Below are 25,548 nucleotides of genomic sequence, written 5' to 3'. Positions count from 1 at the left end.
AACCTATGCGCCGCCTGCTTTCCACCGGCTCGCCCTTCGAGCGCAATTTCGGCTATTCGCGCGCCGTGATCGACGGCGATCTCGTCTTCGTCTCCGGCACAACCGGCTACGACTACACCACCATGATCCTGCCCGACGATCCGGCCGAGCAGGCGCGGAACATCTTCCGCACGATCAGCGCCGTGCTGGAGGAGGCGGGCTCGTCGCTGTCGCAGGCCGTGCGGGCGCAGTATTTCGTCACCGACCGCAGCTATTGCGAGCCGGTGCTTGGCGTCTGCGGCGAGTTCTTCCGCGAGATCAGGCCGGCCGCCGGCATCTATGTCGTGGCCGGGTTGCTCAAGCCGGAGATGAAGGTCGAGATCGAGGTGACGGCACGCTTGCCTCGCGCTTGACGGCAAATTGTCGACAGGGTGCCGACAATTGGTATATCCCTTGCTTGGCGGTGCCCTTGAGGCATCCGCCTACAAAAAGAGGGAGATCTGCCATGTCGATCCGCCGTCGCACGGTCCTCAAGGGAGCCGGCGCGCTTGCCGCGACAGCCTTCATGGGCAACCGGGCCTTTTCGCAAGGGGCGGCGGCGACGCTGCGCTTCAACCCTTCGACGCCTCTGCCTTCGCTGGATCCGATCACGGCCACCAGTTACGTCATCCGCAATCACGGCTATCTGATCTATGATACCCTCTTCGCCACCGATGCGAATTTCCAGATCAAGCCGCAGATGGTCGAGGCCTGGGAGACCGCGCCGGATGGGTTGAGCTGGACGTTCCGCCTCCGCGAGGGGCTGGCCTTCCATGACGAGACGCCGGTCCGCGCGCAGGACTGCATCGCCTCGATCGCCCGCTGGTCGAAGCGCGATGCCTTCGGCCAGACCTTCGCCACCTTCGTCGAGGGCTACGATGTCGTCGACCAGCGCAGCTTCCGTATCCGGCTGAAGAAGCCGTTCCCGATGATGACCGCGGCGCTCGGCAAGCTCTCGTCGAACGTGCCCTTCATCATGCCGGAGCGCATCGCGCAGACCGACCACATGAAGAACATCACGGAAGCCGTTGGCTCCGGCCCGTGGCGCTTCATGGACAAGCAATGGGTACCCGGCCAGAACGCGATCTACGAGCGTTTCGCCAAATACAAGCCGCGCGAGGAGGCGCCGTCCTGGGCGGCCGGCGGCAAGGTCGCCCGGATCGATCGCATCGAATGGCTCGCCCTGACCGAGGCCGCTGCCGCGGCCGGCGCCCTGATGCAGGGAGAGCTGGACTGGTACGAGCAGCCGCCGGTCGACCTGATCCCGATGCTGAAGGGCAACAAGGACGTCGTCATCGAGAACGTGCCGCTCGGCCTGTTCCTGCTGATGCGGTTCAACCAGATGCAGCCGCCCTTCAACAATCCGGCGATCCGCCGGGCCGTGATGGCTGCGGTCAACCAGACCGATTACATGGAGGCGGTCGTCGGCGACAAGGCGTTCTACAGCCCGGCCAAGACCTTCTTCACCCCGGGCTCGCCGATGTCGTCGGGCGCAGGTGGGGCTGCGGCCATGCCGGCCAATCTCGAGAAGGCCAAGGCCATGCTCAAGGAGGCCGGCTACAAGGGCGAGAAGGTCGTCCTGCTTGCGCCTGCCGACCAGCCGATCGCCTACCAGCAGTGCATGATCACCGAGGATCTGTTCAAGAAGCTCGGCATCAATTCGGAGCTGGTGGCGACCGACTGGGCAAGCTTCATCGGCCGGCGTTCCAATCGCGGCCTGCCCGACCAGGGCGGCTGGTCGGTGTTCCATACGCTGTGGTCCTGTGCCGATACGCTCAATCCGGCGCTGCATCCGCTGATGCGGGCCAATGGCGGCTCCGCCTGGTTCGGCTGGCCCGAGGACAGCCAGATCGAAGGGCTTCGGGATACCTGGATCGCGACGCCGGAGGAGGCGAAGCAGAAGGAACTCGCCGCGAAGATCGAGGAGCGTGGCTTTGAGGTCGTCCCTTACGTTCCCTGCGGCCTCGTCCAGCAGCCGATGGCTTTCCGGCGGAACCTGAGCGGCATGGTGCTCTCGCCGGTCCAGTTCTTCTGGAACATGGAAAAGAAGGCCTGAGCAGCGCTCACGGCGCCGGCGCATGGCCTGCCATGCGCCGGCTTCGCATGCCCGCCGCTTGCGTCGCCACGGTTCCGCCCGTAATCACCCGGCGAGGCCGCAAAACGGCCAAGCTGACGACATCAAGCGCGCGAGGCGACGACCATGGCGACCCACAAGCTCCTGCTGCTCCCCGGCGACGGCATCGGCCCCGAGGTGATGGGTCAGGTCGAGCAGATCGTCTCCTGGTTCGGCAAGCAGGGTCTCGCTTCCTTCGAGATCGAGAAGGGTCTCGTCGGTGGCGCTGCCTATGACGCGCACAAGCAGGCCATATCCGAAGGAGACATGAAGTTGGCTGAGGCAGCCGACGCCGTGCTGTTCGGCGCGGTCGGTGGTCCCAAATGGGCTGACGTGCCCTATCAGCACCGCCCGGAAGCCGGCCTGCTGCGCCTGCGCAAGGATCTCGGCCTGTTCGCCAATCTGCGCCCGGCGATCTGCTATCCGGCGCTGGCCTCGGCCTCCTCGCTCAAGCCCGAGGTCGTCGAAGGCCTCGACATCCTGATCGTGCGCGAGCTCACCGGCGGCGTCTATTTCGGCGAGCCGAAGGAGATCGTCACGCTGGAGGACGGCCAGAAGCGCGGCGTCGATACCCAGCTCTACACGACCGGCGAGATCGAGCGCATCTGCCGCGTCGCCTTCGAGCTGGCCCGCACCCGCCGCAACAAGGTCTCCTCGGCCGAGAAGCACAACGTGATGAAGACCGGCGTGCTCTGGAAGCAGACGGTCACCGCGCTGCATGCGGCCGAATACAAGGATGTCGAGCTCGAGCATGTGCTGGCTGACAATTGCGCCATGCAGCTCGTGCGCTGGCCGAAGCAGTATGATGTCATCGTCTGCGACAACCTGTTCGGCGATATTCTATCGGACGTCGCGGCGATGCTGACCGGCTCGCTCGGCATGCTGCCCTCCGCCTCGCTCGGCGCCGAGGATCCGGCCACCGGCAAGCGCAAGGCGCTCTACGAGCCCGTCCATGGTTCGGCGCCGGACATCGCCGGCAAGGGCCTCGCCAACCCGATCGCGATGATCGGCTCCTTCGCCATGGCGCTGCGCTACTCCTTCAATGCCGGCGAGGCTGCCGACCGCCTCGAAGGCGCGATCGCCGACGTGCTGGGCTCCGGCACCCGCACCAAGGATATCGCGGCTCCCGGCGCCAACGCCGTCTCGACCAGCGAGATGGGCCAGGCGATCATTGGGGCGTTGGAAGCGCGGGGCTGATACGAGCCTGAACATGACGAGGGAGAGAATATCTCTCTCCCTCGTGAATTGCCGTGACCCCGCTTTCGTGGCCTAACGAGCCCATCGAAAACGGAGTATGTCCGTCATGCTGATCAAGCGCCATGCCGGCTGGGAAATGCCGGAAAGCCGGGCCACGCCCGAGAGCGTATTCCTCAATCGCCGCCAGTTGATGACTGCCGGCGCCGGATTGATCGCAGGCGCAGCGCTTCCGGGCATCGCGTCGGCTCAAGGTGCCGATCCGACGCTCGATCTCTATCCCGCCAAGCGTAACGGCGCCTATGTGCTGGGCGTGCCGCAGACGGCGGAAAACGACGCCGCGAACTACAATAATTTCTACGAGTTCGGCATGTCGAAGGACATCGTCGACGCCTCGAAGCGCCTCGCCACGCGGCCCTGGAACATCCAGGTCGACGGCCTTGTCGAGAAGCCCTTCGAGATCGGCTTCGACGATCTCGTGCGCAAGCTGCCGCTGGAAGAGCGACTCTATCGCTTCCGCTGCGTCGAAGCCTGGGCGATGGCGGTGCCGTGGACCGGCATTCCGCTGAAATCCTTCGTTGCGCTGGCGAAGCCGCTTTCGGGCGCCAAGTACATCCGCTTCGAGACCTTCCTGAACCCGCGCGTCGCGCCGGGGCAGAACCAGCGCTGGTATCCCTGGCCCTATACGGAAGGGTTGACCATCGCGGAGGCGACGAACGAATTGCCGCTGCTCGTCACCGGCATCTATGGTAAGCCGCTGCCGACGCAGCATGGCGCGCCGATCCGCCTGATCACGCCGTGGAAATACGGCTTCAAGTCGGTGAAATCGATCCGCAAGATCAGCTTCGTCGCCGAGCGGCCGAAGACCTTCTGGGAGGGCCTGCAGGCCTCGGAATACGGCTTCTGGGCCAATGTGAACCCGGCCGTGCCGCATCCGCGCTGGAGCCAGGCGAGCGAGCAGATCCTGGGCTCGCGCGAGCGGCGGCCGACGCAGATCTATAACGGCTATGGCGACCAGGTCGCCGGGCTCTACAAGGGGCTCGAGGGCGAGAACCTCTTCATGTGAGGCAGGCACTCGATGAGAGGCAGGCGTTCGGCAGGTTTCGGGTGCCGTCTCCTGCCGCGACCGTGCTAGACCTCGTGTCATTCTTCGCCGGAACGACACGAGTCGCACATGGCCAATCAGCATTTCCACCTGTTCGAGACCACGATCGGCCCCTGCGCGGTGATCTGGGAAGGTGAGCGCTTCATCGGTACGCAGCTGCCCGAGCGCGACGAGGAAGCCGCCCGCAAGCGCCTGTCGCGACGCTTTCCCGAAGCCGATGAGATGCAGGCTGATGGGTTCGTCGCGGAAGCCGTGGCCGGCATCCGCGCGCTGTTCGAGGGCGAGAAGCGCGACCTGTCGCAGCTGCCGGTCGCGCTGGAGAACGTCTCCGCGTTCAACCGCAAGGTCTACGAGGTCGCGCTCGCGATTCCCCATGGCGAGACGCTGACCTATGGCGAGGTGGCGCAGCGCATCGGCGATCCGGGCGCGGCGCGGGCGGTCGGCGTGGCGCTCGGCCAGAATCCCTGGCCGATCATCGTGCCCTGCCATCGCATCCTGGCGGCCGGCGGCAAGACCGGGGGCTTCTCGGCCGAGGGCGGCGTCGAGATCAAGCTGAGAATCCTCACCATTGAGAAGGCGCGCACCAGCGCCGAGCCCAGCCTGTTCGACGCGCTGCCGCTGGCGGCGCGGCCGGGGCGGCATTGAAACGCAGGCCGTCATTGCGAGGAGCGAAGCGACGAAGCAATCCAGGAGGACTGGGCCGAACCGCTCACCCAGTCTCCCTGGATTGCTTCGCTTCGCTCGCAATGACGGCGTTTGAAATCGCGCAATGCCGCTCTTGCAGCTCCGCTGCTTGTGCGGTCCGGCGCGGGGCCTCTACTGTGCCGGCCTTTCCACCCTCCACTAGGGACTAGCATGGCTAAACTGAAGCTCGCCGTCATCGTGGGCAGCAACCGCCGCGAATCGATCAACCGCAAGCTGGCCCTGGCGCTGGCGAAGCTGGGTGAGGGCGCCTTCGACGCCACCTTCGTCCAGATCGACGACCTGCCGATGTTCAATCAGGATCTGGAGCCGAACCGCCCGGAATCGACGCTGCGCCTCAAGCGCGAGATCGAGGCCGCCGATGCGGTCCTCATCGTCACGCCCGAGCACAATCGTTCGATCCCGGCCGTGCTCAAGAACGCGATCGACTGGGCCTCGCGCCCCTATGGCAAGAACTCCTGGGCCGGCAAGACGGTAGCCGTGACGGGCGCGAGCGGCGGTGCGATCGGCACGGCCGTCTCGCAGAACGGGTTGCGCATGATCCTGACCAATCTCGCCGGCGTCGTCGTCGGCGGCCAGGTCTTCGTGACGTTCAAGGACGATCTCATCGACGCGCAGCACAATGTCACCAACGAGGCGACGCGCGGCTTCCTGCAAGGCTTCCTCGACAATTTCGCGAAGATCGCCGGCAAGCTCGCCATCTGATCGAAGCAGCTATTATCGCTGTGAAAGGCGTCGCCTCCAGGCGGCGCCTTTTCGTTTGAGGGAGCCGATGGCCCGTTAAGCCGTGCCGTCATTGCGAGGAGCAAAGCGACGAAGCAATCCAGGGGGCTGGACTCAAGCATTCAACCCAGTCCCTCCGGATTGCTTCGCTGCGCTCGCAATGACGGTGGTCGGGCCGAGAGACGCTGTGATGCAGCGGGGAGAAGCAGGTGGATCGAAAGCCGCTGCGTTCAGGCAAAAAAAGAGCCGGCGTCCCCGAGGGGAGCCGGCTTTGAAAGTTTGAAACATCTGGCGAAACGCCAAACATCTCAGAGGGGAACGGCTGAAACGAACTCAACGCCGGGAGGAGATTGCGGAGCCCGTTCCGAACAACCGTGAGTTCAATATCGGGCATGGCCTGCCATTTTGCAATGCAACATATCTTGGGTCCGCCATGCAATGGCTGCATGAACTAAGGGCAGATGGCGCGAATTTGAGCCTAAATGATTGAGAAATATGCGTTCATTGCAGGATGGAGGCTGCGCGGGGAGGTTGCAGGCCCTGCGGGAGTGGGGTTTTTGTCCGCTGCTGAACAGTTTTCAGGCGAACTGTTCGATTTTGGCGCATGCGAGATGGTTGGATGGCCACAAAACCGCCAGAATCAAATCGGGCGCCTTGCGGCGCCCGATTCCTTCGCCGGGAGGCGAAATCAATAGGTCCAGCGCTGGGCCTTCTGGATGAGGAAATCGCGGAAGACCTGGACGCGGGCGACCGACTTCATTTCCTCGGGATAGACCAGATAGCTTTCGAGCTGCGGCATCTCGGTCTCGCGCATCAACTGCACGAGCGGGGAGCCGGTCTCGATCAGATAATCCGGCAGCACAGCGATGCCGGCGCCCGAATCCACCGCCCGCTTCATCGCGGTGATATTGTTGACCGTCAGATGGATCGGCCGCGGGTTGCGCTGGTCGCGCCCCATCGTGCCGAGCCAGTGCACCGCCGTCAGATAGGACGGCGAGGTGCCGCCGAAGGACAGGATGCGGTGGTTGTCGAGGTCGTCGTAGCTCTTGGGCTCGCCGAAGCGCTTCACATAGGCCGGCGAGGCGTAGACGTGGAAGTGCACGGTGAAGAGCTTGCGCTGGATCAGGTCCGGCTGCTGCGGCTGGCGCAGGCGGATCGCGATATCGGCCTCACGCATCGACAGGTCGAGTTCCTCGTCGGTGAGGATGAGCTCGACCCGAATGTCGGGATACAGGTCCATGAACTCGGCGAGGCGCGGCGTCAGCCAGTGCCCGCCAAGGCCGCGGGTCGCGGTGACCTTGAGTTCGCCGGAAGGATGCTCGCGCGTCTCCGAGAGCTGAGAGCGGGTGCGCTCCAGCCGCTGCGTCATCTCGCGCGCGGCGCGCCACAGCAATTCGCCCTGCTCGGTGAGGATCAGGCCGCGCGTATGGCGATGGAACAGCGGTGCCCGCAACTCCCGCTCGAGCGCACCGATCTGGCGGCTGACGGCCGATTGACTCAGGCCCAGAACATCGCCAGCTTTGGTGAAGCTGCCTGACTCCGCGACCGTATAAAAGATTCTAATGCGGTCCCAATCCACCGCGCTTCCCCCGCTATGCGTTTTTTGCATGATGGGGGATAAACGCGTGGTGCGTCAATGTCTGTGTGGCAGACAGATACTGTTATTCGCCGTGAATCTGGTGACGCAACCCATCAGAGTCAGTGATGGGTTGCGCCGAAGCCTTCATTCCGCTGCTTCGCGGCGGCCGAGCGCGCCGGCCGCGAGCCAGCGTTCGGCGTCCAGCGCCGCCATGCAGCCCATTCCGGCCGCCGTCACCGCCTGTCGGTAATGTTCGTCGGTGACGTCGCCGGCGGCGAAGACGCCGTCCACATTGGTCCGGGTCGTGCCGGCCTCGACATCGAGATAGCCGGATGCGTTCATGGCGAGCTGGCCGACGAACAGCTCCGTCGCCGGCTTGTGGCCGATGGCGATGAAGACGCCGTCCGTCTTCAATTCGCTCTCGGCGCCGGTCTTGAGGTTCTTCAGGCGCAGATGCGTGACGCTGGGCGGGGTGGTGCCGCCGCAGATCTCGGCGATCTCGCTGTCCCAGACCACCTCGATCTTCGGATGCTTGAACAGGCGCTCCTGCATCACGCGCTCGGCCCGCAGGCTGTCGCGGCGGTGGATGAGCGTCACCTTGCTGGCGAGATTGGCGAGATAGAGCGCCTCCTCGACGGCGGTGTTGCCGCCGCCGACGACCGCGACCTCCTTGTTGCGGAAGAAGAAGCCGTCGCAGGTGGCGCAGGCCGAGACGCCGAAGCCCTGGAAGCTCTGCTCGGAGGGCAGGCCCAGCCACTTGGCCTGGGCGCCCGTGGCAATGATCAAGGCGTCGCAGGAATAGGTCTCGCCGCCATCGCCCCAGAGGCGGAAGGGGCGCTGCGAGAGGTCGACGCGGGCGATATGGTCGGAGACCATGCGGGTGCCCATGTGCTCGGCCTGGGCGCGCATCTGCTCCATCAGCCAGGGGCCCTGGATGACGTCGGCGAAGCCGGGATAGTTCTCGACATCGGTGGTGATCATCAACTGGCCGCCGGCCTGCATGCCGGAGATCAGCACCGGTTCCATCATGGCGCGGGCGGCGTAGATCGCGGCGGTGTAGCCGGCCGGGCCGGAGCCGACGATCATGACGCGGGCATGGGTGTGGGCCATCGTCTCAGTTCCTCTCCTGCGGGCTTGGAGCCGCAGCCTCGATCCGTCAGATACGCCGGCGCGGCACCGAAACAAGAGCGGCCGGGTTCAGGAGCGCGTGAATCCCAGTGCTGCCCGGTGGCGCAGCCAGCCTTGCCGTATCGCATCGGCTATGATCGGCGTTGAGTCTATCGGTTCGTAAGCCTGGCCTTCAAGGCGTCCACAGAAGCGATGCACAACGCCCTGCCGTTCGAGCGCGGCGACCAGCGCCGCGATCTTGGGATGGCCGCCGGTGGGCTCGAAGACCAGTACGGGAACGCCGGCTGCCGCCGCCTCGCCGATCATATTGGTGGAGTCGGCCGTGACGATGACCGCATCGGCATTGGCGAGCAGGGCGAGAAAGGGATTCTCGCCCGTACCGTCCCACCACCAGCCGCCATGCCGGGCGAAGACCGCGGCGACGGCAGCTCCCAGCGCGGGCGAGGTGCGCCGCGATGGCGAGCCCATCAGGCTCGCACCCGATTGGGCGAGTTCATCGAGTTGCTTGGCGAGACGCTCGATATCGGCCGGCGTGAAGCGGTGATGCCGGCTGTCGCCGCCGACCAGCACCGCGACGCGTGGGCCGCGCAAATTCGCGATGGCTGGCGGCGGCGCGGCGCGGGCGGCAGCAAGCTTCTCGGGCGTCAGCCGATGCGGCGAGGTCGTGGTGACCACAACGTTGTCGCCGCGCAGCCTGTCATGGCCGGAGACCCAGATCAGGTCGGCCGTGCCGGGGCCGGTGCGCGGGTCCTTGAGGAAGACGGTATAGGTCGCGCCGTTCGAGACCTGCTTCAGAGCGCGCAGATAGGCGACGGCGCGCCGGCCCGAGGCGATGGCGATATCGGGGAAAGGGGGCTTGAGCGGGCTGTCCGGCCGGTCCGGTGCCTCGCGCGGGTCGATCGGTCCGCGCGGCATCAGCCAAGCCCAGGGCTTGCGCGGTTTCACCCGGCGGATTTCGGGGGCAACGCCCAGCCGCTCGGCGACGCCGAGGCATTGCAATTCGTCGCCGGCCTTGCCGTCGGTCAGAACCCAGACGGTCGGCTCCGGATTGTCGTGCATGGCTTTCTGCGCTTGGGGCATGCGCCTTGTATCGCTTGGCCGCGCCGTCTACACCAGCGCGACCTTCACGCGAGGACACTCGTTGCGCCCCAAACTCGACGATATCGACCTGCGCATCCTGCGCGAACTCCAGGCCGATGGGCGCATGACCAATGTCGAGCTCGCCAGCCGCGTCGGCATCTCGCCGCCGCCCTGCCTGCGGCGCGTGCGCGCGCTGGAGGAGGCTGGGCTGATCCGCGGCTACCATGCCGATCTCGATGAGCGGAAGCTCGGCTACGAGGTGGTCTGCTTCGCTTTCGTGCATCTGGCGAGCCAGGCCGAGGCCGATCTCGTCGCCTTCCAGGAGCGGATTCGCAACTGGCCGACCGTGCGCGAATGCTGGACCTTGTCGGGCGATATCGATTTTGCCCTGAAATGCGTCACGCCGGACCTGAAGGCTTTCCAGGATTTCGTTGCGGAACTCACGGCGATGCCGAATGTCCGCAACGTCCGGACCGCGCTCGCCCTCGACCGGGTCAAGGACGAGCCGATCGTACCCTTCGGCTGATGGCTCAGCCGAGATAGCGCTTGATCCAGTAGGCGTTGTTGCGGCCCAGCGCCTTCAGCCGGCGCTCCTGGATGTCCGGCAAGGTCCAGACGCCCGCGCTGCCGGCCATTTCGCTCGACCGGATCGGCCACCGGCCGAGCTCGCGGCCGCTGCGGTCGGAGAGCGTTACGATGCTTTCGAGGTAGTCGAAATCGGCACCGCCACCGTCGGCGGCCTTGCGGCCGCCGCCGCCTCCCCCACCGCCGGCATCCGACGACAGCCAGATGCTGGTGACGTAGACGACGAGGCGGGTGCCGGCGCCGCGCTGGAGCGAAGGCCCGAGCAGCTCGGTGAGCTGGCGCTGGAGCTCGCTGCTGACGATTGCGATATTGGGGCCCCAGGCCGACGCCACGGCTGGCGAGAAGTCGACCTTGATCGAGCCGACAGGCACAGCCGGAGCGGAAGCGAAGGAGGCGCCGGGCGCCAGGGCCAGAGCGCTCGTACCGAGCGCGGATGCCAGAACATGTCGACGCGTGATCATGGCCGGATCTCCAAAAATGCTCGTCGCTTCAATGTAGGTGCGGAACTGTAATAGTCCAAGGCCGCGGCCATGCGGCGATCATGTGCAGATGATGGTTGCCAAGCTGTGTCGAACGGAGGCTTGGCGAAGCTGCGGAGCGGCATCATCGAAGCGACGCGGTACGTGTTGGCAGGGGGAGAGTGGCTATCGCGCGTCATGGTCGGGCTTGTCCCGACCATCCGCGTCTTTACTTCGTCGATCGAAGGATGTGTTCAAGACGTGGATGCTCGCCACAAGGGCGAGCATGACCGGTGTACGAAACGTCGTCTCAGCGGAAGACGACGCTGACGACTTCGTAGGACTTGCCGCCGCCGGGCGTGCTGACCTGCACGGAATCGCCGACCCTCTTCCCGATCAGCGCGCGCGCGATCGGCGAGCCGATCGAGACCTTGCCGGACTTCACGTCCGATTCCGGCTCGCCGACGATCTGGTAGCTCTTCTCTTCCTCGGTATCGTCGTCGATCAGCTTGACGGTGGCGCCGAACTTGATCGTCTCGCCGCCGAGCTTGGAGACATCGATGATGTCGGCGCGGCCGATCAGCGATTCGAGCTCCATGATCCGGCCTTCGTTGAGCGACTGCGCTTCCTTGGCCGCGTGATATTCCGCGTTCTCGGAGAGATCACCGAGCGCGCGCGCCTCGGCGATCGCGGTGATGATGCGCTGGCGTTGGACCTGCTGACGGTCCTTCAACTCGGCCTCCAGGGCGGCAAAACCGCCCGCGGTCATCGGAACCTTTTCCATACCTTCCGTCCCATAAGCTCCGAAAGCGCGGCTCGCCGGCGGCATATCGACCGCCGGCTCCCGCGCTTCCGCTCAATCTCTGAATGTCGCGCCGTGCGGCCCGTCAGGCCGCGCGTTCGAAATACGACTGCAAGGATCGTACTTCGAGATCGCCGCTGCAATAGGCCTTGATGCCCTCCGCCGCCGCGATCGCTCCGGCCAAGGTGGTATAATAGGGCACCTTGTGCAAGAGGGCCGTGCGCCGGAGTGCACGGGAGTCTGCGAGAGCCTGCGGCCCTTCGGTGGTGTTGAAGACCAGCTGGATCTCGCTGTTCTTCAGGGCATCGACGACATGCGGACGGCCTTCCAGAACCTTGTTGATCTTGGAGGCCGCGATGCCCTGCTCCTGAAGGTGGCGCAGCGTGCCGCCGGTCGCGAGGATGCGGAAGCCGAGATCGGCGAGGATGCGGACCGCCGGCACGATGCGCGGCTTGTCCTCGTCGCGCACCGAGACGAAGACGGTGCCCTTGACCGGGACCTTCGAGCCGGCGCCGAGCTGGCTCTTGGCGAAGGCGGTGTCGAAAGAGCGATCGAGGCCGATGACCTCGCCGGTCGAACGCATCTCCGGTCCGAGCAGGACGTCGACGCCGGGGAAGCGCGCGAAGGGGAAGACCGCTTCCTTCACGCCGACATGGTCGAGCTTCGCAGGCTTCAGGCCGAAGCCGGCGAGCGGCTCGCCGGCCATGACGCGGGCGGCGATCTTGGCTACGGCCACGCCGATGACCTTGGCGACGAAGGGCACCGTGCGCGAGGCGCGCGGATTGACCTCCAGCACATAGATATCGTTGTCCTTGATGGCGTATTGCACGTTCATCAGGCCGCCGACATCGAGGGCCAGCGCCATCGCCTTGGTCTGGCGCTCCAGCTCGGCAATTGTCTCAGGCGAGAGCGAGCGCGGCGGCAGCGAGCAGGCCGAATCGCCGGAATGAATGCCGGCTTCCTCGATATGCTCCATGATGCCGGCGACGAAGACGTCCTTGCCGTCGCAAAGGCAGTCGACATCGACCTCGATGGCGTCCGACAGGTAGCGGTCGAACAGCAGCGGGTTCTTGCCGAGCACCGTGTTGATCTGGCCGGTCTTGTCGTTCGGGTACTTGGCCTTGACCTCGGAGGGGATCAGCGAGGGCAGGGTGCCGAGCAGGTAATCCTCGAACTGGATCTCGTCGCGGATGATCGCCATGGCACGGCCGCCGAGCACATAGGACGGGCGCACGACGAAGGGCAGGCCGAGCTCGGAGGCAATGATGCGGGCCTGCTCCACCGAATAGGCGATGCCGTTCTTGGGCTGCTTGAGATGCAGCTTGTCGAGCAGGCGCTTGAAGCGGTCGCGATCCTCGGCGAGGTCGATCATGTCGGGCGAGGTGCCGAGGATCGGGATGCCGGCCTCTTCCAGCGCATTCGCGAGCTTCAGCGGGGTCTGGCCGCCGAACTGGACGATGACGCCCATCAGCGTGCCGTTCTGCTTCTCGGTCTCGAGGATCTCGAGCACGTCTTCCGCCGTCAGCGGTTCGAAATAGAGCCGGTCGGAGGTGTCGTAGTCGGTCGAGACCGTCTCCGGGTTGCAGTTGACCATGATGGTCTCGTAGCCGGCGTCGCGCAGCGCGTAGCAGGCATGGCAGCAGCAATAGTCGAACTCGATGCCCTGGCCGATGCGGTTCGGCCCGCCGCCGAGGATCACGACCTTCTTGCGATCCGAGGGATTGGCCTCGTCCGCGGCCTTGCCGGCGAAGGGCATGGCGTAGCTCGAATACATATAGGCCGTCGGCGAGGCGAACTCGGCCGCGCAGGTGTCGATGCGCTTGTAGACCGGGCGGACCTCCAGCGCGCGGCGCGCCTTGCGGACCTCGGCCTCGGTCTTGCCGGAGACGGCGGCGAGGCGCTTGTCGGAGAAGCCCATCGCCTTGATCTGGCGGAAGGCGCCGGGCGTGGTCGGCAGGCCGATCGTGCGGATCTTCTGCTCGGTCTCGACGATCTCGCGCATCTGGGCGAGGAACCAGGGATCGATCTTGCAGCTCTCGTGGATCTCCTCGTCGCTGAAGCCGGCGCGCATGGCCTGGGCGACATGGAGGATGCGGTCCGGCGTCGGCGTCGAGATCGCCGCCTTGATGGCGTTGCGATCGTCGCCCTGGCCGAAGCCCTCGATCTCGATCTCGTCGAGCCCGTCGAGCCCGGTCTCAAGCGAGCGCAGCGCCTTCTGCAGCGATTCCTGGAAGGTGCGGCCGATCGCCATGGCCTCGCCGACCGACTTCATCGCGGTGGTCAGGGTCGGCTCGGAGCCCGGGAACTTCTCGAAGGCGAAGCGCGGGATCTTGGTGACGACATAGTCGATCGTCGGCTCGAAGGAGGCCGGGGTCGCGCCGCCGGTGATGTCGTTCTCGATCTCGTCGAGCGTGTAGCCGACGGCAAGCCGCGCCGCGACCTTGGCGATCGGGAAGCCCGTCGCCTTCGACGCCAGCGCCGAGGAACGCGAGACGCGCGGATTCATCTCGATGACGATCATGCGCCCTGTTGCAGGATCGATCGCAAACTGAACATTGCTGCCGCCGGTCTCGACGCCGATCTCGCGCAGCACCGCCAGCGAGGCGTCGCGCATGATCTGGTATTCCTTGTCGGTCAGCGTCAGGGCCGGGGCGACCGTGATCGAGTCGCCGGTATGGACGCCCATCGGATCGAAATTCTCGATCGAGCAGACGATGATGCAGTTGTCCTTCTTGTCGCGGACGACCTCCATCTCGTACTCCTTCCAGCCGAGCACGCTCTCCTCGATGAGGACTTCGCTGGTGGGGGAGGCGTCGATGCCGCGCTCGACGATGTCGATGAACTCGCCCTTGTTGTAGGCGATGCCGCCGCCGGTGCCGCCCATGGTGAAGGACGGGCGGATGATGGCGGGCAGGCCGATATCCTCGAGCGCGTCGAGCGCCTGGCCGAGCGTCTTGATGTGATGCGAGCGCGGGGTGTCGAGGCCGATCTTGGTCATCGCCTCGCGGAAGAGCTCGCGGTCCTCGGCCTTGTCGATCGCCTCGGCGGTGGCGCCGATCATCTCGACGCCGAACTTCTCGAGCACGCCCATCTTCTTCAGCGAGAGCGCGCAGTTCAGCGCGGTCTGGCCGCCCATGGTCGGCAGCAGCGCGTCGGGGCGCTCCTTCTCGATGATCTTGGCGACGATCTCGGGCGTGATCGGCTCGACATAGGTCGCGTCGGCCAGGTCCGGATCGGTCATGATCGTCGCCGGGTTCGAGTTGACCAGGATGATGCGGTAGCCCTCGGCCTTCAGCGTCTTGCAGGCCTGGGTGCCGGAATAGTCGAACTCGCAGGCCTGTCCGATGATGATGGGGCCGGCGCCGATGATCAGGATGGACTTGATGTCTGTGCGCTTGGGCATGATCTCGACCGGTCTTGGGCAGGCGCGCGCAAGGCCGGTCCGATCGTGCGAGCGGAGGCGAGGCGAGCGTCTGAATGAATGCTAGGCGCTCGCTATAGACGGCCAAGGCCGCGGGGGAAAGCTAAAAGCGCTTCCCCTTTTGCTCAACGCACAGGCCTTGGCGCGGAGATGACGAGATCGATCTCCAGCGCGCGAGGCTGCCGGCGTTTGCGCCGCATGGCGACGAAGAGCACCGCGAGCGCCGCGACCTCGCAGGCGGCGCCGACGAAGCCGAGCGGCCAGGTGCCGGCATGGCGCATCACCTGCTGGCCCAGCGCCGCGCCGGCGGCAATGCCGAAATAGAGCGCGGAGGCATTGAGCGAGAGCGCGACCACGGTCGCGTCCGGCGCCATCGCCGCCAGTCGCGACATCTGCGAGGGATGGCCGGCCCAGCCCGCCGCGCTCCAGACCAGGAGCACGAAGGGAATCGGATAGATCGCCAGTGCCGGCGGCAGGCTGACTGCGATGATGGAGGCGGTGAGCAGCGCCGCGGCCAGGATCGTCAGCACCACAGTCAGCGTGCGCTCCGGGCCGAAGCGGTCGCTGGCGATGCCGCCGAGCTGGTTGCCGATGGCCGAGCCAATGCCGGAGACGACGAGCGTCGCGGCGAGCCAGGGACCGGTGATGCCGGCATGGTTGGTCAGGAAGGGCGCGATATAGGTGTAGAGAACGAAGGCGCCGGTGGTCCACAGCATGGTCGTGGCGAGCGCCAGCAGCACGTCGCCGCGTGCCGCTACCTGCAGCCGTTCGCGCAAGGTGTTGGTGCCGCGGGGCAGGCCGCGCGGGAGCTTGATCAGCAGCCCGGCAAGCGAGAGCGCGCTGAACAGCGTCACGATCAGGAAGGCGAGGTGCCAGCCGCCGAAGCCGACCACGGCGGTGCCGATCGGGATGCCGAGAATCAGCGAGACGGTCATGCCGCCGGTGACGAGCGCGATGGCGCGGCCGCGCCGCTCGGGCGAGGAGACCGCGACGGCGACCGCATTGGCCGCGGGCATGAAGACGCCGGCCGAGAGCGCCATCACGATGCGGGCGGCCATCACGACCCAGAAATCGCCCGCGAAGGCGGCGCCGAGATTGGCGAGGCCGAAGACGGTCATCGCCCCGACGAGCACCGTCTTGCGGTCAGCATCGCCAAGCACGGTCGAAAGGATCGGCGAGCCGATCGCATAAGCCAGAGCGAAGATCGAGATGAGCAGGCCGGCGGTGTCGACGGAGACGGCGAGGCCTGTGGCGAGATGGGGCAGGATGCCGGTGACGATCAGGCTGCCCGTGCCGATGGCGAAAGCGCCGCCGGCGAGCGAGAGAAGGCGCGTATCCATGGGAATGATCCTTGCGGATGATCGCTGTTTCGAAGGCAGGGTTTGAAATTCAATGATCGTTGAACTAATCCTGCCCGACAATTACCGCAAGGGTAATTTCAACGGATGTTGAATATTGTCAGGAGCGGCCGCATCGCCTATTTCGAAGGGCATGAAGCCGGTTTTTCACCCCGATATCGAGGATGTGGCGCCCGCCGACCTGTTCGCGGCGCTGGCCGATCCGATCCGGCTCGGCATTCTCGTCGCGCTCTCGGACGTCAACGAGGTCGACAAGGCGCGCTGCAGCCATTTCACCGCCTTCGCCTCGCCCTCGCTCCTGTCCTATCATTTCGCCAAGCTGCGCGAGGCCGGCATCACCCGCATGCGGGTCGAAGGCACCTCGCGCTATCTCAGCATCCGGCGCGAGGAACTGAACCAGCGCTTTCCGGGGCTGATCGACAGCGTGATCGAGACGGCGCGGCGCGATCCGAACCTGCCCCGGCTGGGGCCGGAATGGCTCTCCGGCAGCGTTGGGGCATAGGGACGGACAGCGTCTCGTTGACAGGTATCCGCACAGGTTTAACGTCTTCGTTTCCGCGATGGCGTCGAGCCGGTTCGCGATACGGCACCGGCCACGCCCGAACCCGAGGAGCATGGCCATGCGTGCAGCCGACCCTCAGAAACTCGACACTTTGGTGGGACGTCTCGTTGGTGACGTCGGAGCGTCCGTCACCGGCGCCCTGATCGTGCTGGGAGATCAGCTCGGCCTCTACAAGGCGATGGCAGACGGACAGCCCGTCACTTCCCAGCAACTGGCGGAGAAGACGGGCTTCAAGGAGCGCTATCTGCGCGAATGGCTCGCTGGGCAGGCTTCGGCCGGCTATGTCGATTATGACGAAGGCAGCGATAGCTTCAGCCTCTCGCCGGAGCAGGCCATGGCCTTCGCAGAGGAGGACAGCCCGGCCTTCTTCGCCGGTGCCTTCGAGGTCATCCAGTCGATGTGGCTCGATGAGCCGAAGGTCGAGGAGGCCTTCCGCAGTGGTGCTGGCCTCGGCTGGCACGAGCATAGCAAGTGCCTGTTCCGCGGAACCGAGCGCTTCTTCCGGCCCGGCTACAACGCCCATCTGACGGCAGAGTGGATTCCGGCGTTGAGCGGTGTCCAGGCCAAGCTGATGGAGGGCGCGACCGTCGCCGATGTCGGCTGCGGGCATGGTTCCTCGACGATCTTGATGGCACAGGCTTATCCGCAATCGCGCTTCTACGGCTTCGACTATCACGGGCCCTCGGTCGAGCGGGCGCGGGAGGCGGCGGAGAAGGCCGGCGTCGCCGACCGCATCGTCTTCGAACGCGCTTCGGCCAAGGATTTCCCCGAGCGGAAATACGACCTCGTGACGATGTTCGACTGCCTGCACGACATGGGCGATCCGGTCGGCGCGGGCAAGCATGTGCGCGAGTCGCTGGCCCAGGACGGCAGCTGGATGATCGTCGAGCCCTTCGCGCATGATCATCTCAAGGACAATCTCAATCCGGTCGGGCGCATCTACTACGGGGCGTCGACTATGATCTGCACGCCGGCCTCGCTGTCGCAGGAGGTCGGGCTCGGCCTCGGAGCGCAAGCCGGCGAGATGCGGCTGCGCAAGGTCGCGATGGATGCAGGCTTCCAGCATTTCCGCCGCGCCACCGAGACGCCGTTCAACATGGTGTTCGAGGTTCGAGCCTGAGGCTGCCTGGCTGATAGCCAAGCACCGACGTGGAGCGCGCCGGTTGCCGCCCGACCTTGTCCACGGCGGGATGCACAAGCAGGTTGAGTTCATGAAGTATTAATGCAATGTTATATCATATCATAATTGCCTTGGAGCTTTCCCGTGCTTTCGTTCCGCCACGCCGCCGCCGGTCTCGCCGGCTGCCTGTTCGCTTCCGCGGCGCTCGCTCATGATCATGTGCCCCTGCGCGGCCGCCTGGTCTTCGCCGATCATGAGAAGCCGGTGGTCCGCATCCTCGATCTCGACAGCGGCGAGGTCACGCATAGCTTCGACGTACCCAAGGCCAATCCCGGTTTCGCCGGCGTTTCTGGCGGGCGCTATGTCGTGGTGAAGACCGGAGACGAGGCGGGGACGCTGCGCATCCTCGATACCGGGCTGATCGCGGAATCGCATGGCGACCATGTCGATCTCGATAAGGCTCCGCCGAAACTGCTCGACTTCAGTGTAAAGGGGGATCGGCCGGCGCATGTGCTCTCCGGCCATGGCCAGCTTGCGCTGTTCTACGACGGGTTGCGGCCGTGGGAGGGCAAGAGCGAGCCCAAGGCGGTGTTGATCGCAATCGACAGCCTCGCCAAGGATAAGCCTGCTGTGACGGTTTGGCCGAGTCCGGCGCCGCAGCACGGTGTCGCCGTGCCGCTGGGCAGCCGGCAATGGCTGATGTCGATCCCCAATCCCGCCTATGCCAAGGGCGATGACCGCAGCGCCTCGCCACGCCCGAACGGCTTCGAGATTCTCGCGGAGGGCAAGGGCTGGAAGCGCATTGTGCTGTTCGACGATGCCGGAAAGCCCGAAGCGTCCTGCAAGCTCTTCCATGGTTCGGCGGAAGCGCGCGGCGGGCGCCATGTTTTCGGCTGTGCCGAGGGTGAGGGCGGCGGCTTGCTCGTGCTGTCGAAGGCGGGACAGGGAGCGGCTACGGGCTGGAGCGGGCGCAAGCTCAGCTATCCCGACGAGCGCCGCGTCAGCGCATTGAAGTCGCGGGAGGGCGGGCGTCATCTCGTCGGCAATTACGGCCTGAAGGCGCCTTACGATGCGCTGCTGCGGATCGATCCGGAGGCGAAGGCATTGACTGCAGAGGACGTGCTGGGGGTGCCGGGCGGGCAGGCCGCCTGCCAGTTCGAGCTCGGCGGCAATGGCAATCGGCTCGCCAACCTGACGCCGGACGGTAAGCTGCGCATCTACGAGATCGCGCCGGCCTGGAAGGAACTCGCGGCCTTCGACGCAGTGCCTGCTTTCGACTGCGCCTACGGGGCCAAGACACCGACGCCGAGCCTTGCCGTGATCGGCGGCAGCGCCTTCGTCAGCGATCCCACCAACGGACGCATCCGCGAATTCCATCTCGACACGCTGAAGCAGGGGCTCGACATGCCCGTCAGCGGCATGCCGGCCAATCTCGCCGGCAGCGACGCGGGCTGAGACAAAGGCGGGTCACCTCGTCATTCCGCTTTTCGATCTGATGCTCTAGGAAGCGCGGATGCCGCTTCGCCAGTATCCGCGCCAGTTCCGCCAGCTCGTGGCCTATGTCTTCGCCGGCGGGCTGACGGCGGTCGCGCATTACGGCGTGCTGATCGGGCTGGTCGAGCTAGCCCATGTCGATCCCGTGCCGGCGACGCTCGCCGGCTTCATCGTCGGCGCGCTGGTTTCCTATGCGCTCAACCGCTGGATGACGTTCGATGCGACCCGCAGCCATGCCCAGGCCGGCTGGCGCTTCGCCCTGATCGCGGCCGGCGGCTTCGTGCTCACCGGCATCCTGATGCATCTCTTCGTGGCGCGGGCGGGTCTGCCCTACTTGCCGATGCAACTGGTCACCACGGGCGTGGTGATGGTGTTCTCGTTCCTCGGCCACAAGTTCTTCAGCTTCGCGGACAGGGCGGCGTGACGCGTCGTTCACGCCGCCCTCCGGCTTCACTGTGTCGGGGTGACGTCCAGCGTGATCTGCCTGCGGCCGACGCGACCCTCCTTGTCGGTGGCCTCGATCTCGATGATGTGCCTGCCGCTCGGCACGACGACGGAGGGCGCGTCGATGCCGCCCGGCGTGATGTACTGCTTGATGCGCTGGGTGATGTCGACCGGAGGGTTACGACGGTAGAAGACGCGCACGGTCGCCGGATCGACCGGTACGCCGTTGGCCGGCATGAAGCGCACGTTCAGGCGGAAGGGCTTGCCATCGACGCCCTTGTCAGGGGTCGGCAAGGTGTCGATGCCGGGGCCGCGCGTCAGGTTGCGCGTGCTGGCTGGGATCTTGGCCGCGGTCGGCAGGCCGGCTTCCTCTCGGGTGATGAGATGGACCGGGTCGGCGGCTTGCGCCGCCGTCAACATGGCGGCGGTGGCGAGAACGGCAGGCAGCATGTGCCAAGCGAGCACAGACTTCATCATCGTCCTATTTCACTCCAAGGATTGCAGCGATGAGGCCGGCAACTGCGGAAATGGCGGTGCCGGCCATCAGGATGGTGGTTTCGATGGTCTTCAGGGTTTCCATCGGCACCTTGCCGTGGATCGCCAGAAGCCCCTTCCGCAGTTCCGGCAGCGAGACGAGGCCACGCGCGGCGAGCGCAGCCTGCGTCACGCGCAGCAACATCCCCGAGAACATCGAGGCGCCGATGCTCAGCGCGTAGAACGATGTCTCGCGCCAGGCTGCCGACCCCTGCGGGAGGAGCGGTATGTTGTCGTGCCAACTCAGCAACGCGTTCATGGTCACGACGGAAAAAATCGCGAAGACGATCGCGATGACGATATCGAAGGCGATCAGGCGCGGGCGGATGCCGAAATAGATCAGGCCTGTGAAGAACGGGATCGCGATCGAGGCGAGGCGCAGCGTCCAGAGCGGCAGGTCGAGCCAGAGCACCACCCCGGCATAGGCGAGCAGAAGCAGCACAAGGCCGAAGGGCAGCACCCAGAAGCGCCGGCGCGCGAGCGGCAGGGCGGCCGGCTCGGCGTCTCGCGGGGCTTCCACGGGTTCGATGGCAGCAGTGCTCTGGGGCTCGGCAGGCCGAGTGTTGGCGAGCGCTATGCGATCCTCCTCGGCGCGCTTCTCCATGGCGGCGAGGCGTTCCTCCAGCGCATCGAGACGGCGCAGCAGCGGCAGTACGGGCGTGAGGTCCCGGCCGCAGCAGCGACAGGAGAGCACGCCCTTGTTGAGCGTGGCATCACAATAGGGACAGGTGAACTGGTCCTGCACGGCAATCTCGCGGGGGCAAGCCGCGGTCAAAGCCATATTTGAAGCATCAAATCAAGGCGTATGGCGAATTTCCGTAAGGGAATTTCGGTGCCGAAACTCGAGATTCCGGCCTGAATTCTACTTTCGTCTAGGTTGTGGCCTTGATGGCCTTGAAGGTCATCCGGTGCGGGTTGTGCCCGAAATTCTCCGGCCGCTGCACATCGACGAAGCCTGCCTCGCGGATCAGGGCCGTGATCGCCTCGGGCGTATAGGTCGAGAGGCCGTATTGCGCCCGGAGCTTGCGATAGTCCGAGAAGGCGGTGCGCACGAGGCCGCCCAGCGCCGCCAGGAAGAAGCCGCCGCGCCAGGCGAAAGCGAGAAGCTGCGAGGCATCGGTCAGCGGGCTGACATCGGGCGGGATGACGTCTGCGAGGATGAGCGCGCCGCCGGGCTTCAACCGGTCGCGCCAGGTTTCCAGCAGCGCCTTCAATTCGTCGCGCGAGAGGTACTGAAGCAGAGAATTGGCGACGACGAGGTCGAGCGAGGCCGGCGGCAGAGCCTCGACCTCCTCCGGCGAGACCACGGTGATGTTGTCCTTGCGGCCGAATTGGGCGCGCAGCTTGTCGCGGACGCTCGGGGCAGCCTCGCAGAGATAGAGCTTGCCGCAGGAAGCCGCCACGCGGGCGGCGTCGAGCGCCTCGCCGCAGCCATGGTCGAGGACGACCGCATTGGCTGCAGGGACATGGGCGATCAGGTCGGTCGCGATGGCGCGATAATGCAGGGCCTTGTGGCGCGGCGAGACGTAGATCGAATGCTCGCCATTCCAGAAATCGCGCCAGGACATGTGTTCGGTCGACCCTCACGGCGCGGCCGGTAGCGGCCGCCTGTTCCCGATGACTACGCACAAGCCGGGTGGCTCCGCAACCTCCGGGGGTTTCGAGGACGCCGGGTTTCGGCTTTAGTTGGCGAATCGAGACGAGGAGCGCTCATGCTGCTGCTGCCGCGATTGCTCAAGCGGTTCATCCGCCACGGCCGCCTGACGGTCATCACGCCGGACGGCAAGCGGCATGTCTTCGGCTCCGGACCGGCGGAATTGCTTTTCGCCGGCGTCATCAAGACCGCGCCCGCCGTCACCGTGCGTTTCCATGACAACCGCGTCGAGCGTGAGCTTTTCCTCAATCCCGAGCTCGCCCTGGCCGAAGGCTACATGGACGGGCGGATCGATTTCGAGGAAGGCACGATCCACGACCTGCTGACGCTGTTCTGGCTGCAGCGCCGCGAGATGCGCAAGGACCCGCTGCAGCAGGCGATCCGCAAGCTGCGCTTCAAAATCCGGCGCTGGCGGATGCACAACCCGCTCGGCGTCGCCGGCAAGAAGGTCAAGCATCACTACGACATCCCGACCGAATTCTACCGGCTCTGGCTCGACGAGACGATGACCTATTCCTGCGCCTACTGGCACAGCCCGGATGTCGGATTGGAGGCCGCGCAGAAGGCGAAGCTCCGGCATCTCGCCGCCAAGCTGAAGATCGAGCCAGGCATGAGCGTGCTCGATATCGGCTCGGGCTGGGGAGAGCTTGCGATCTATCTCGCCAAGGCCTGCGGGGCGAAGGTGACCGGGCTCAACGTCTCGCCGGACCAGATGGCGGCGGCCCAGAAGCGTGCGGAACAGGCCGGCGTCGGCGAGGCCGTCACCTTCATCAACAAGGACTATCGCGAGCTGGCCGGGCGCTTCGACCGCGTCGTCTCGGTCGGCATGATGGAGCATGTCGGCGTCGCGCATTACGGCGAGTATTTCGGGGGGATTCGCGACCTGCTGACGCCGGACGGGATCGCGCTGGTCCACTGCATCGGCCGCGTCGGCCCGCCCGGCTTCACCGGCCCCTTCTTCGAGAAGTACATCTTCCCGGGGGGCTATGCGCCGGCGCTGTCGGAGGTCTTCGCGGCGCAGGAGCAGACGGGCCTGTGGGCTTCCGACTGCGAGTTCTGGCGCCGGCACTATCACTGGACGCTGGAGGCCTGGCGCGAGCGCTTCATGGCCAAGCGCGACGAGGTCGTTGCGATGATGGGCGAGCGCTTCGCGCGGATGTGGGAATTCTACCTCTGCGCCTGCTCGATCTCGTTCGATATCGGCGGCGACATGGTGTTCCAGCTTCTGCTCGGCCAGCACAAGAGCGCCGTCCCGATCATCCGCGACTACATCGCGGATGACGAGAAGGCGCTGGAGGCGAGGGGGTTCTGACCAGGACCGCTTTCCGTCATTGCGAGCGAAGCGAAGCAATCCAGGAAGACTGAGTTGAAGCGCTCTGCCCTGCCGCCCCTGGATTGCTTCGTCGCTATCGCTCCTCGCAATGACGGCAAGGGCCGAGTCAGGCGCCTCAGCGCTTCAGATTGACCACCACCACCCCGGCCAGCGCCATGGCACCACCGATCAGGCCGAAGAGCGTCGGAACCTCGCCGAGCCAGAAGAAGCCGATCAGCATCGCCATCGGCGGCACGGCGTACTGGAAGTTCGAGGCGCGGGCGGCCGGCAGGCGCGAGAGCGTGATCGCCCAGGTGCCATAGGCGATCAGGCTCGGCACCACCGCGAGATAGACCACCGACCAAAAGGAGACGGTCGGCGCAACCTGCGCCTGCTCGATCGCCGAGGGCAGGAAGGGCAGCAGCACGAAGCCGCCGATCGCCATGTTCCAGGCGGCGACATGGAGCGGCTTGTAGCGGGCGAAAAGCGGCTTCTGCAGCACGGTGGTGATGGCGTTGCAGAAGGCGGCGCCAAGGATCAGCAATACGCTCACGCCGATCTCGACATCGAGCCCCTTGCCGAGCGCGATCACGCCGATGCCGGCGAAGGACAGCGCGGTACCGAGCCAGGCGGTCAGGCTGAAACGCTCGCCGAGGATCATCATGGCGAGCACGGCGGTCATGATCGGGTTGGTGTTGATGATGAAGGCGGCCGGGCCCGCCGGCACGACGCGCTGGCCGAAATTCAAGAGCAGCGCATAGCCAGCGATGAAGATCACGCCGCCGACGAGGAAGCGCCAGATATCGCCGGGCTCGGGTAGTTTCGCCCGCGTCGCGATGAGGAAAAGCGCCGCCGGGCCGCCGGCAAGCGCGAAGCGCAGCGCGGCCATCTCGGCCGGGCCGAAGCCGGCGAGCCCGGCGCGGATCGCCGGGAAGGAGGAGGCCCAGGCCATGACCGTGAAGGTCACGGTGAAGATCAGCGTCGGGTCGAGGCGCTGGGAACTGGAGGCGGCGAGAGCGGGTGAAGTGCAGCTTGAGGAGGACATGGCGTCGATCCATCGGTGATGAGAAGTTGCTCCCGATAAGCGCTTCCGTGAGCTGATTGACAAACGAACAATTCGCGCATGAGCTGTGAGAATGGATCACAGCTCGAACCTGCCGCCGCTCGATACCCTGCGTGCCTTCGAAGCGGCGGCGCGCACGGGTAGCTTCTCCTCAGCGGCCGAGGCGCTGAACCTGACGCATGGTGCCATCAGCAGGCAGATCGCCAAGCTGGAGCACTGGCTGGGCCTGCGCGTCTTCCTGCGGCAGGCGCGGGGTGTTTCGCTGACGCCGGAGGGCCAGCGCCTGCTCCAGCGCACGCAGGAAGCCTTCGCGCTGATCGCCGACAATTCGGAGCGCTGGCGCGAGGCGCGGGGCGCCTCGGTGGTGCGGGTCAGCGCGCCGCCTTCGGTCTGCGCGCTCTGGTTGATGCCGCGCCTCGCGGTGCTGGAGGCCGGGACGCCGTCGCTGCGGATCGTGCTGCAGGTCGAGCATCGCAAGGTGGATTTTGAAGAAGAGGGCGTCGATCTCGGCATCCGCTGCGGTCGTGGTGGGGCGCCGGACCGGCTTTCGCTCAAGCTGTTCGAGGAGTGGTGCTTTCCGATCGCCTCGCCGCGGCTTGCCGAGGCGATCGGGGAGGGAGCGCCGGAGCGCTTGCTGGCGCAGCCCCTGATCCACGACTCGGATGCTGCCGGCTGGAAGGCCTGGTTTGCGGCGCAGGGGCTGGATTACCGCCCGCGCCCGCAGGATCGGCGGTTCGAGGACTATAATCTCGTGCTCGATGCCGCCGCGCATGGGCTCGGCATCGCCTTGGCGCGGCCGCCTCTGGCCCGCGAGCAACTGGCGGTGGGACGGATCGTTCGTGTGGATGAGCGCGAGGCGCTGAATCCGGTCTCCTACTGGCTCGACCGGCCGCTGGGGGCTCTGCGGCCCTCGGCGGGGGCGCTGGCCGAGCGGATTGCGCGCGAAGCGGGGGCAGATCGCGGGGAGATCGGGGTTTTTCTCAGCCGGGAAGCGCGGGCGGCTTAATACGACGTTTCACGAACTCCGCGCCGTCATTCCGGACAAGCCGCGTTAGCGGCGCCGATCCGGAATCCATCGAAGGACGCTATCCTCTACGAT

The 25,548-nt window shown here is 65.8% G+C and carries 24 protein-coding genes; 13 read left to right on the top strand and 11 right to left on the bottom strand.

Annotated elements, in window-relative coordinates; genetic code table 11:
- The first annotated feature begins 5 nt into the window (after positions 1-5).
- The 6 genes from Q0Q02_RS15470 (at position 6) to Q0Q02_RS15445 (ending at position 5,837) form a co-directional block, all read left to right on the top strand.
- Positions 6-392, top strand: a complete 387-nt coding sequence (locus Q0Q02_RS15470) for a RidA family protein (protein WP_293810639.1) — start codon at positions 6-8, stop codon at positions 390-392.
- A 92-nt stretch (positions 393-484) separates the two neighbouring features.
- The gene (locus tag Q0Q02_RS15465) at positions 485-2,074 is read left to right on the top strand and encodes an ABC transporter substrate-binding protein (protein WP_293810638.1); all 1,590 of its coding nucleotides are present in this window, start codon (positions 485-487) and stop codon (positions 2,072-2,074) included.
- Positions 2,075-2,218: 144 nt separating this feature from the next.
- Positions 2,219-3,328 (top strand): 3-isopropylmalate dehydrogenase, encoded by a 1,110-nt coding sequence (leuB, locus tag Q0Q02_RS15460; protein ID WP_293810637.1) that lies wholly within the window; start codon positions 2,219-2,221, stop codon positions 3,326-3,328.
- A 106-nt stretch (positions 3,329-3,434) separates the two neighbouring features.
- Positions 3,435-4,391, top strand: a complete 957-nt coding sequence (gene msrP, locus Q0Q02_RS15455) for a protein-methionine-sulfoxide reductase catalytic subunit MsrP (RefSeq protein WP_293810652.1) — start codon at positions 3,435-3,437, stop codon at positions 4,389-4,391.
- Positions 4,392-4,499: 108 nt separating this feature from the next.
- Positions 4,500-5,075 carry a methylated-DNA--[protein]-cysteine S-methyltransferase gene (locus Q0Q02_RS15450; RefSeq protein ID WP_293810636.1) on the top strand — a complete coding sequence of 192 codons (576 nt, stop codon included), beginning with the start codon at positions 4,500-4,502 and terminating at the stop codon, positions 5,073-5,075.
- 210 nt (positions 5,076-5,285) lie between these two features.
- Positions 5,286-5,837, top strand: a complete 552-nt coding sequence (locus Q0Q02_RS15445) for an NADPH-dependent FMN reductase (protein WP_293810635.1) — start codon at positions 5,286-5,288, stop codon at positions 5,835-5,837.
- Positions 5,838-6,543: 706 nt separating this feature from the next.
- Here the strand turns inward: Q0Q02_RS15445 and Q0Q02_RS15440 are convergent.
- From Q0Q02_RS15440 to Q0Q02_RS15430, 3 genes are all read right to left on the bottom strand, one after another.
- Positions 6,544-7,434: a LysR family transcriptional regulator gene (locus Q0Q02_RS15440; protein ID WP_293810634.1), complete on the bottom strand. Its 891-nt coding sequence runs from the start codon at positions 7,432-7,434 to the stop codon at positions 6,544-6,546.
- A 144-nt stretch (positions 7,435-7,578) separates the two neighbouring features.
- Positions 7,579-8,544 carry a thioredoxin-disulfide reductase gene (trxB, locus tag Q0Q02_RS15435; RefSeq protein WP_293810633.1) on the bottom strand — a complete coding sequence of 322 codons (966 nt, stop codon included), beginning with the start codon at positions 8,542-8,544 and terminating at the stop codon, positions 7,579-7,581.
- 87 nt (positions 8,545-8,631) lie between these two features.
- The gene (locus Q0Q02_RS15430) at positions 8,632-9,621 is read right to left on the bottom strand and encodes a mitochondrial fission ELM1 family protein (protein WP_293810632.1); all 990 of its coding nucleotides are present in this window, start codon (positions 9,619-9,621) and stop codon (positions 8,632-8,634) included.
- 82 nt (positions 9,622-9,703) lie between these two features.
- On the opposite strand from Q0Q02_RS15430, the gene Q0Q02_RS15425 reads away from it, so the two are divergent.
- On the top strand, positions 9,704-10,168 hold the full coding sequence (locus Q0Q02_RS15425; protein ID WP_293810651.1) for an Lrp/AsnC family transcriptional regulator: 465 nt from the start codon (positions 9,704-9,706) through the stop codon (positions 10,166-10,168).
- Positions 10,169-10,172: 4 nt separating this feature from the next.
- Here the strand turns inward: Q0Q02_RS15425 and Q0Q02_RS15420 are convergent, their stop codons facing one another.
- From Q0Q02_RS15420 to Q0Q02_RS15405, 4 genes are all read right to left on the bottom strand, one after another.
- Entirely contained in the window at positions 10,173-10,688 is a 516-nt protein-coding gene (locus tag Q0Q02_RS15420) for a hypothetical protein (protein WP_293810631.1), read from the bottom strand.
- Positions 10,689-10,995: 307 nt separating this feature from the next.
- Positions 10,996-11,469: a transcription elongation factor GreA gene (greA, locus tag Q0Q02_RS15415; RefSeq protein WP_293810630.1), complete on the bottom strand. Its 474-nt coding sequence runs from the start codon at positions 11,467-11,469 to the stop codon at positions 10,996-10,998.
- A 103-nt stretch (positions 11,470-11,572) separates the two neighbouring features.
- Complete coding sequence (gene carB / locus Q0Q02_RS15410) at positions 11,573-14,890, bottom strand: carbamoyl-phosphate synthase large subunit (protein WP_293810629.1); 3,318 nt, start codon at positions 14,888-14,890, stop codon at positions 11,573-11,575.
- Between the two features lie 143 nt (positions 14,891-15,033).
- Positions 15,034-16,248, bottom strand: coding sequence for an MFS transporter (locus Q0Q02_RS15405; RefSeq protein WP_293810628.1), 1,215 nt, complete (start codon positions 16,246-16,248; stop codon positions 15,034-15,036).
- Positions 16,249-16,399: 151 nt separating this feature from the next.
- Between Q0Q02_RS15405 and Q0Q02_RS15400 the strand changes: the two genes are divergently transcribed.
- The 4 genes from Q0Q02_RS15400 to Q0Q02_RS15385 all read left to right on the top strand — a co-directional run bounded on the left by Q0Q02_RS15400 (position 16,400) and on the right by Q0Q02_RS15385 (position 19,866).
- Positions 16,400-16,768, top strand: coding sequence for a helix-turn-helix transcriptional regulator (locus Q0Q02_RS15400; protein WP_293810627.1), 369 nt, complete (start codon positions 16,400-16,402; stop codon positions 16,766-16,768).
- Positions 16,769-16,886: 118 nt separating this feature from the next.
- A complete protein-coding gene (locus Q0Q02_RS15395) occupies positions 16,887-17,948 on the top strand; it encodes a class I SAM-dependent methyltransferase (protein ID WP_293810626.1) in 1,062 nt (353 codons plus the stop codon).
- A gap of 144 nt (positions 17,949-18,092) precedes the next feature.
- On the top strand, positions 18,093-19,403 hold the full coding sequence (locus Q0Q02_RS15390) for a hypothetical protein (protein WP_293810625.1): 1,311 nt from the start codon (positions 18,093-18,095) through the stop codon (positions 19,401-19,403).
- 58 nt (positions 19,404-19,461) lie between these two features.
- The gene (locus Q0Q02_RS15385) at positions 19,462-19,866 is read left to right on the top strand and encodes a GtrA family protein (protein WP_293810624.1); all 405 of its coding nucleotides are present in this window, start codon (positions 19,462-19,464) and stop codon (positions 19,864-19,866) included.
- Positions 19,867-19,892: 26 nt separating this feature from the next.
- Here the strand turns inward: Q0Q02_RS15385 and Q0Q02_RS15380 are convergent, their stop codons facing one another.
- The 3 genes from Q0Q02_RS15380 to Q0Q02_RS15370 form a co-directional block, all read right to left on the bottom strand.
- Entirely contained in the window at positions 19,893-20,363 is a 471-nt protein-coding gene (locus Q0Q02_RS15380; protein ID WP_293810623.1) for a hypothetical protein, read from the bottom strand.
- Positions 20,364-20,367: 4 nt separating this feature from the next.
- Positions 20,368-21,201, bottom strand: a complete 834-nt coding sequence (locus Q0Q02_RS15375) for a hypothetical protein (protein ID WP_293810622.1) — start codon at positions 21,199-21,201, stop codon at positions 20,368-20,370.
- Between the two features lie 91 nt (positions 21,202-21,292).
- A complete protein-coding gene (locus Q0Q02_RS15370) occupies positions 21,293-21,988 on the bottom strand; it encodes a class I SAM-dependent methyltransferase (protein ID WP_293810621.1) in 696 nt (231 codons plus the stop codon).
- A gap of 144 nt (positions 21,989-22,132) precedes the next feature.
- Here Q0Q02_RS15370 and Q0Q02_RS15365 point away from each other — a divergent pair, with 144 nt between their 5' ends.
- Positions 22,133-23,386, top strand: coding sequence for a cyclopropane-fatty-acyl-phospholipid synthase family protein (locus Q0Q02_RS15365; protein WP_293810620.1), 1,254 nt, complete (start codon positions 22,133-22,135; stop codon positions 23,384-23,386).
- Between the two features lie 136 nt (positions 23,387-23,522).
- Here the strand turns inward: Q0Q02_RS15365 and Q0Q02_RS15360 are convergent, their stop codons facing one another.
- Positions 23,523-24,431, bottom strand: a complete 909-nt coding sequence (locus Q0Q02_RS15360) for an EamA family transporter (protein WP_293810619.1) — start codon at positions 24,429-24,431, stop codon at positions 23,523-23,525.
- Between the two features lie 91 nt (positions 24,432-24,522).
- Between Q0Q02_RS15360 and Q0Q02_RS15355 the strand changes: the two genes are divergently transcribed.
- Positions 24,523-25,455, top strand: a complete 933-nt coding sequence (locus Q0Q02_RS15355) for a LysR family transcriptional regulator (RefSeq protein ID WP_293810618.1) — start codon at positions 24,523-24,525, stop codon at positions 25,453-25,455.
- The last annotated feature ends 93 nt before the right edge of the window (positions 25,456-25,548 follow it).

Origin of the sequence: uncultured Allobosea sp. (genome assembly GCF_945956895.1) — a bacterium.
Taxonomy (GTDB): Bacteria; Pseudomonadota; Alphaproteobacteria; order Rhizobiales; family Beijerinckiaceae; genus Allobosea.
The sequence above is the reverse complement of the archived record's forward strand: the minus strand, read 5'-3'. Positions and strand labels throughout refer to the sequence as shown.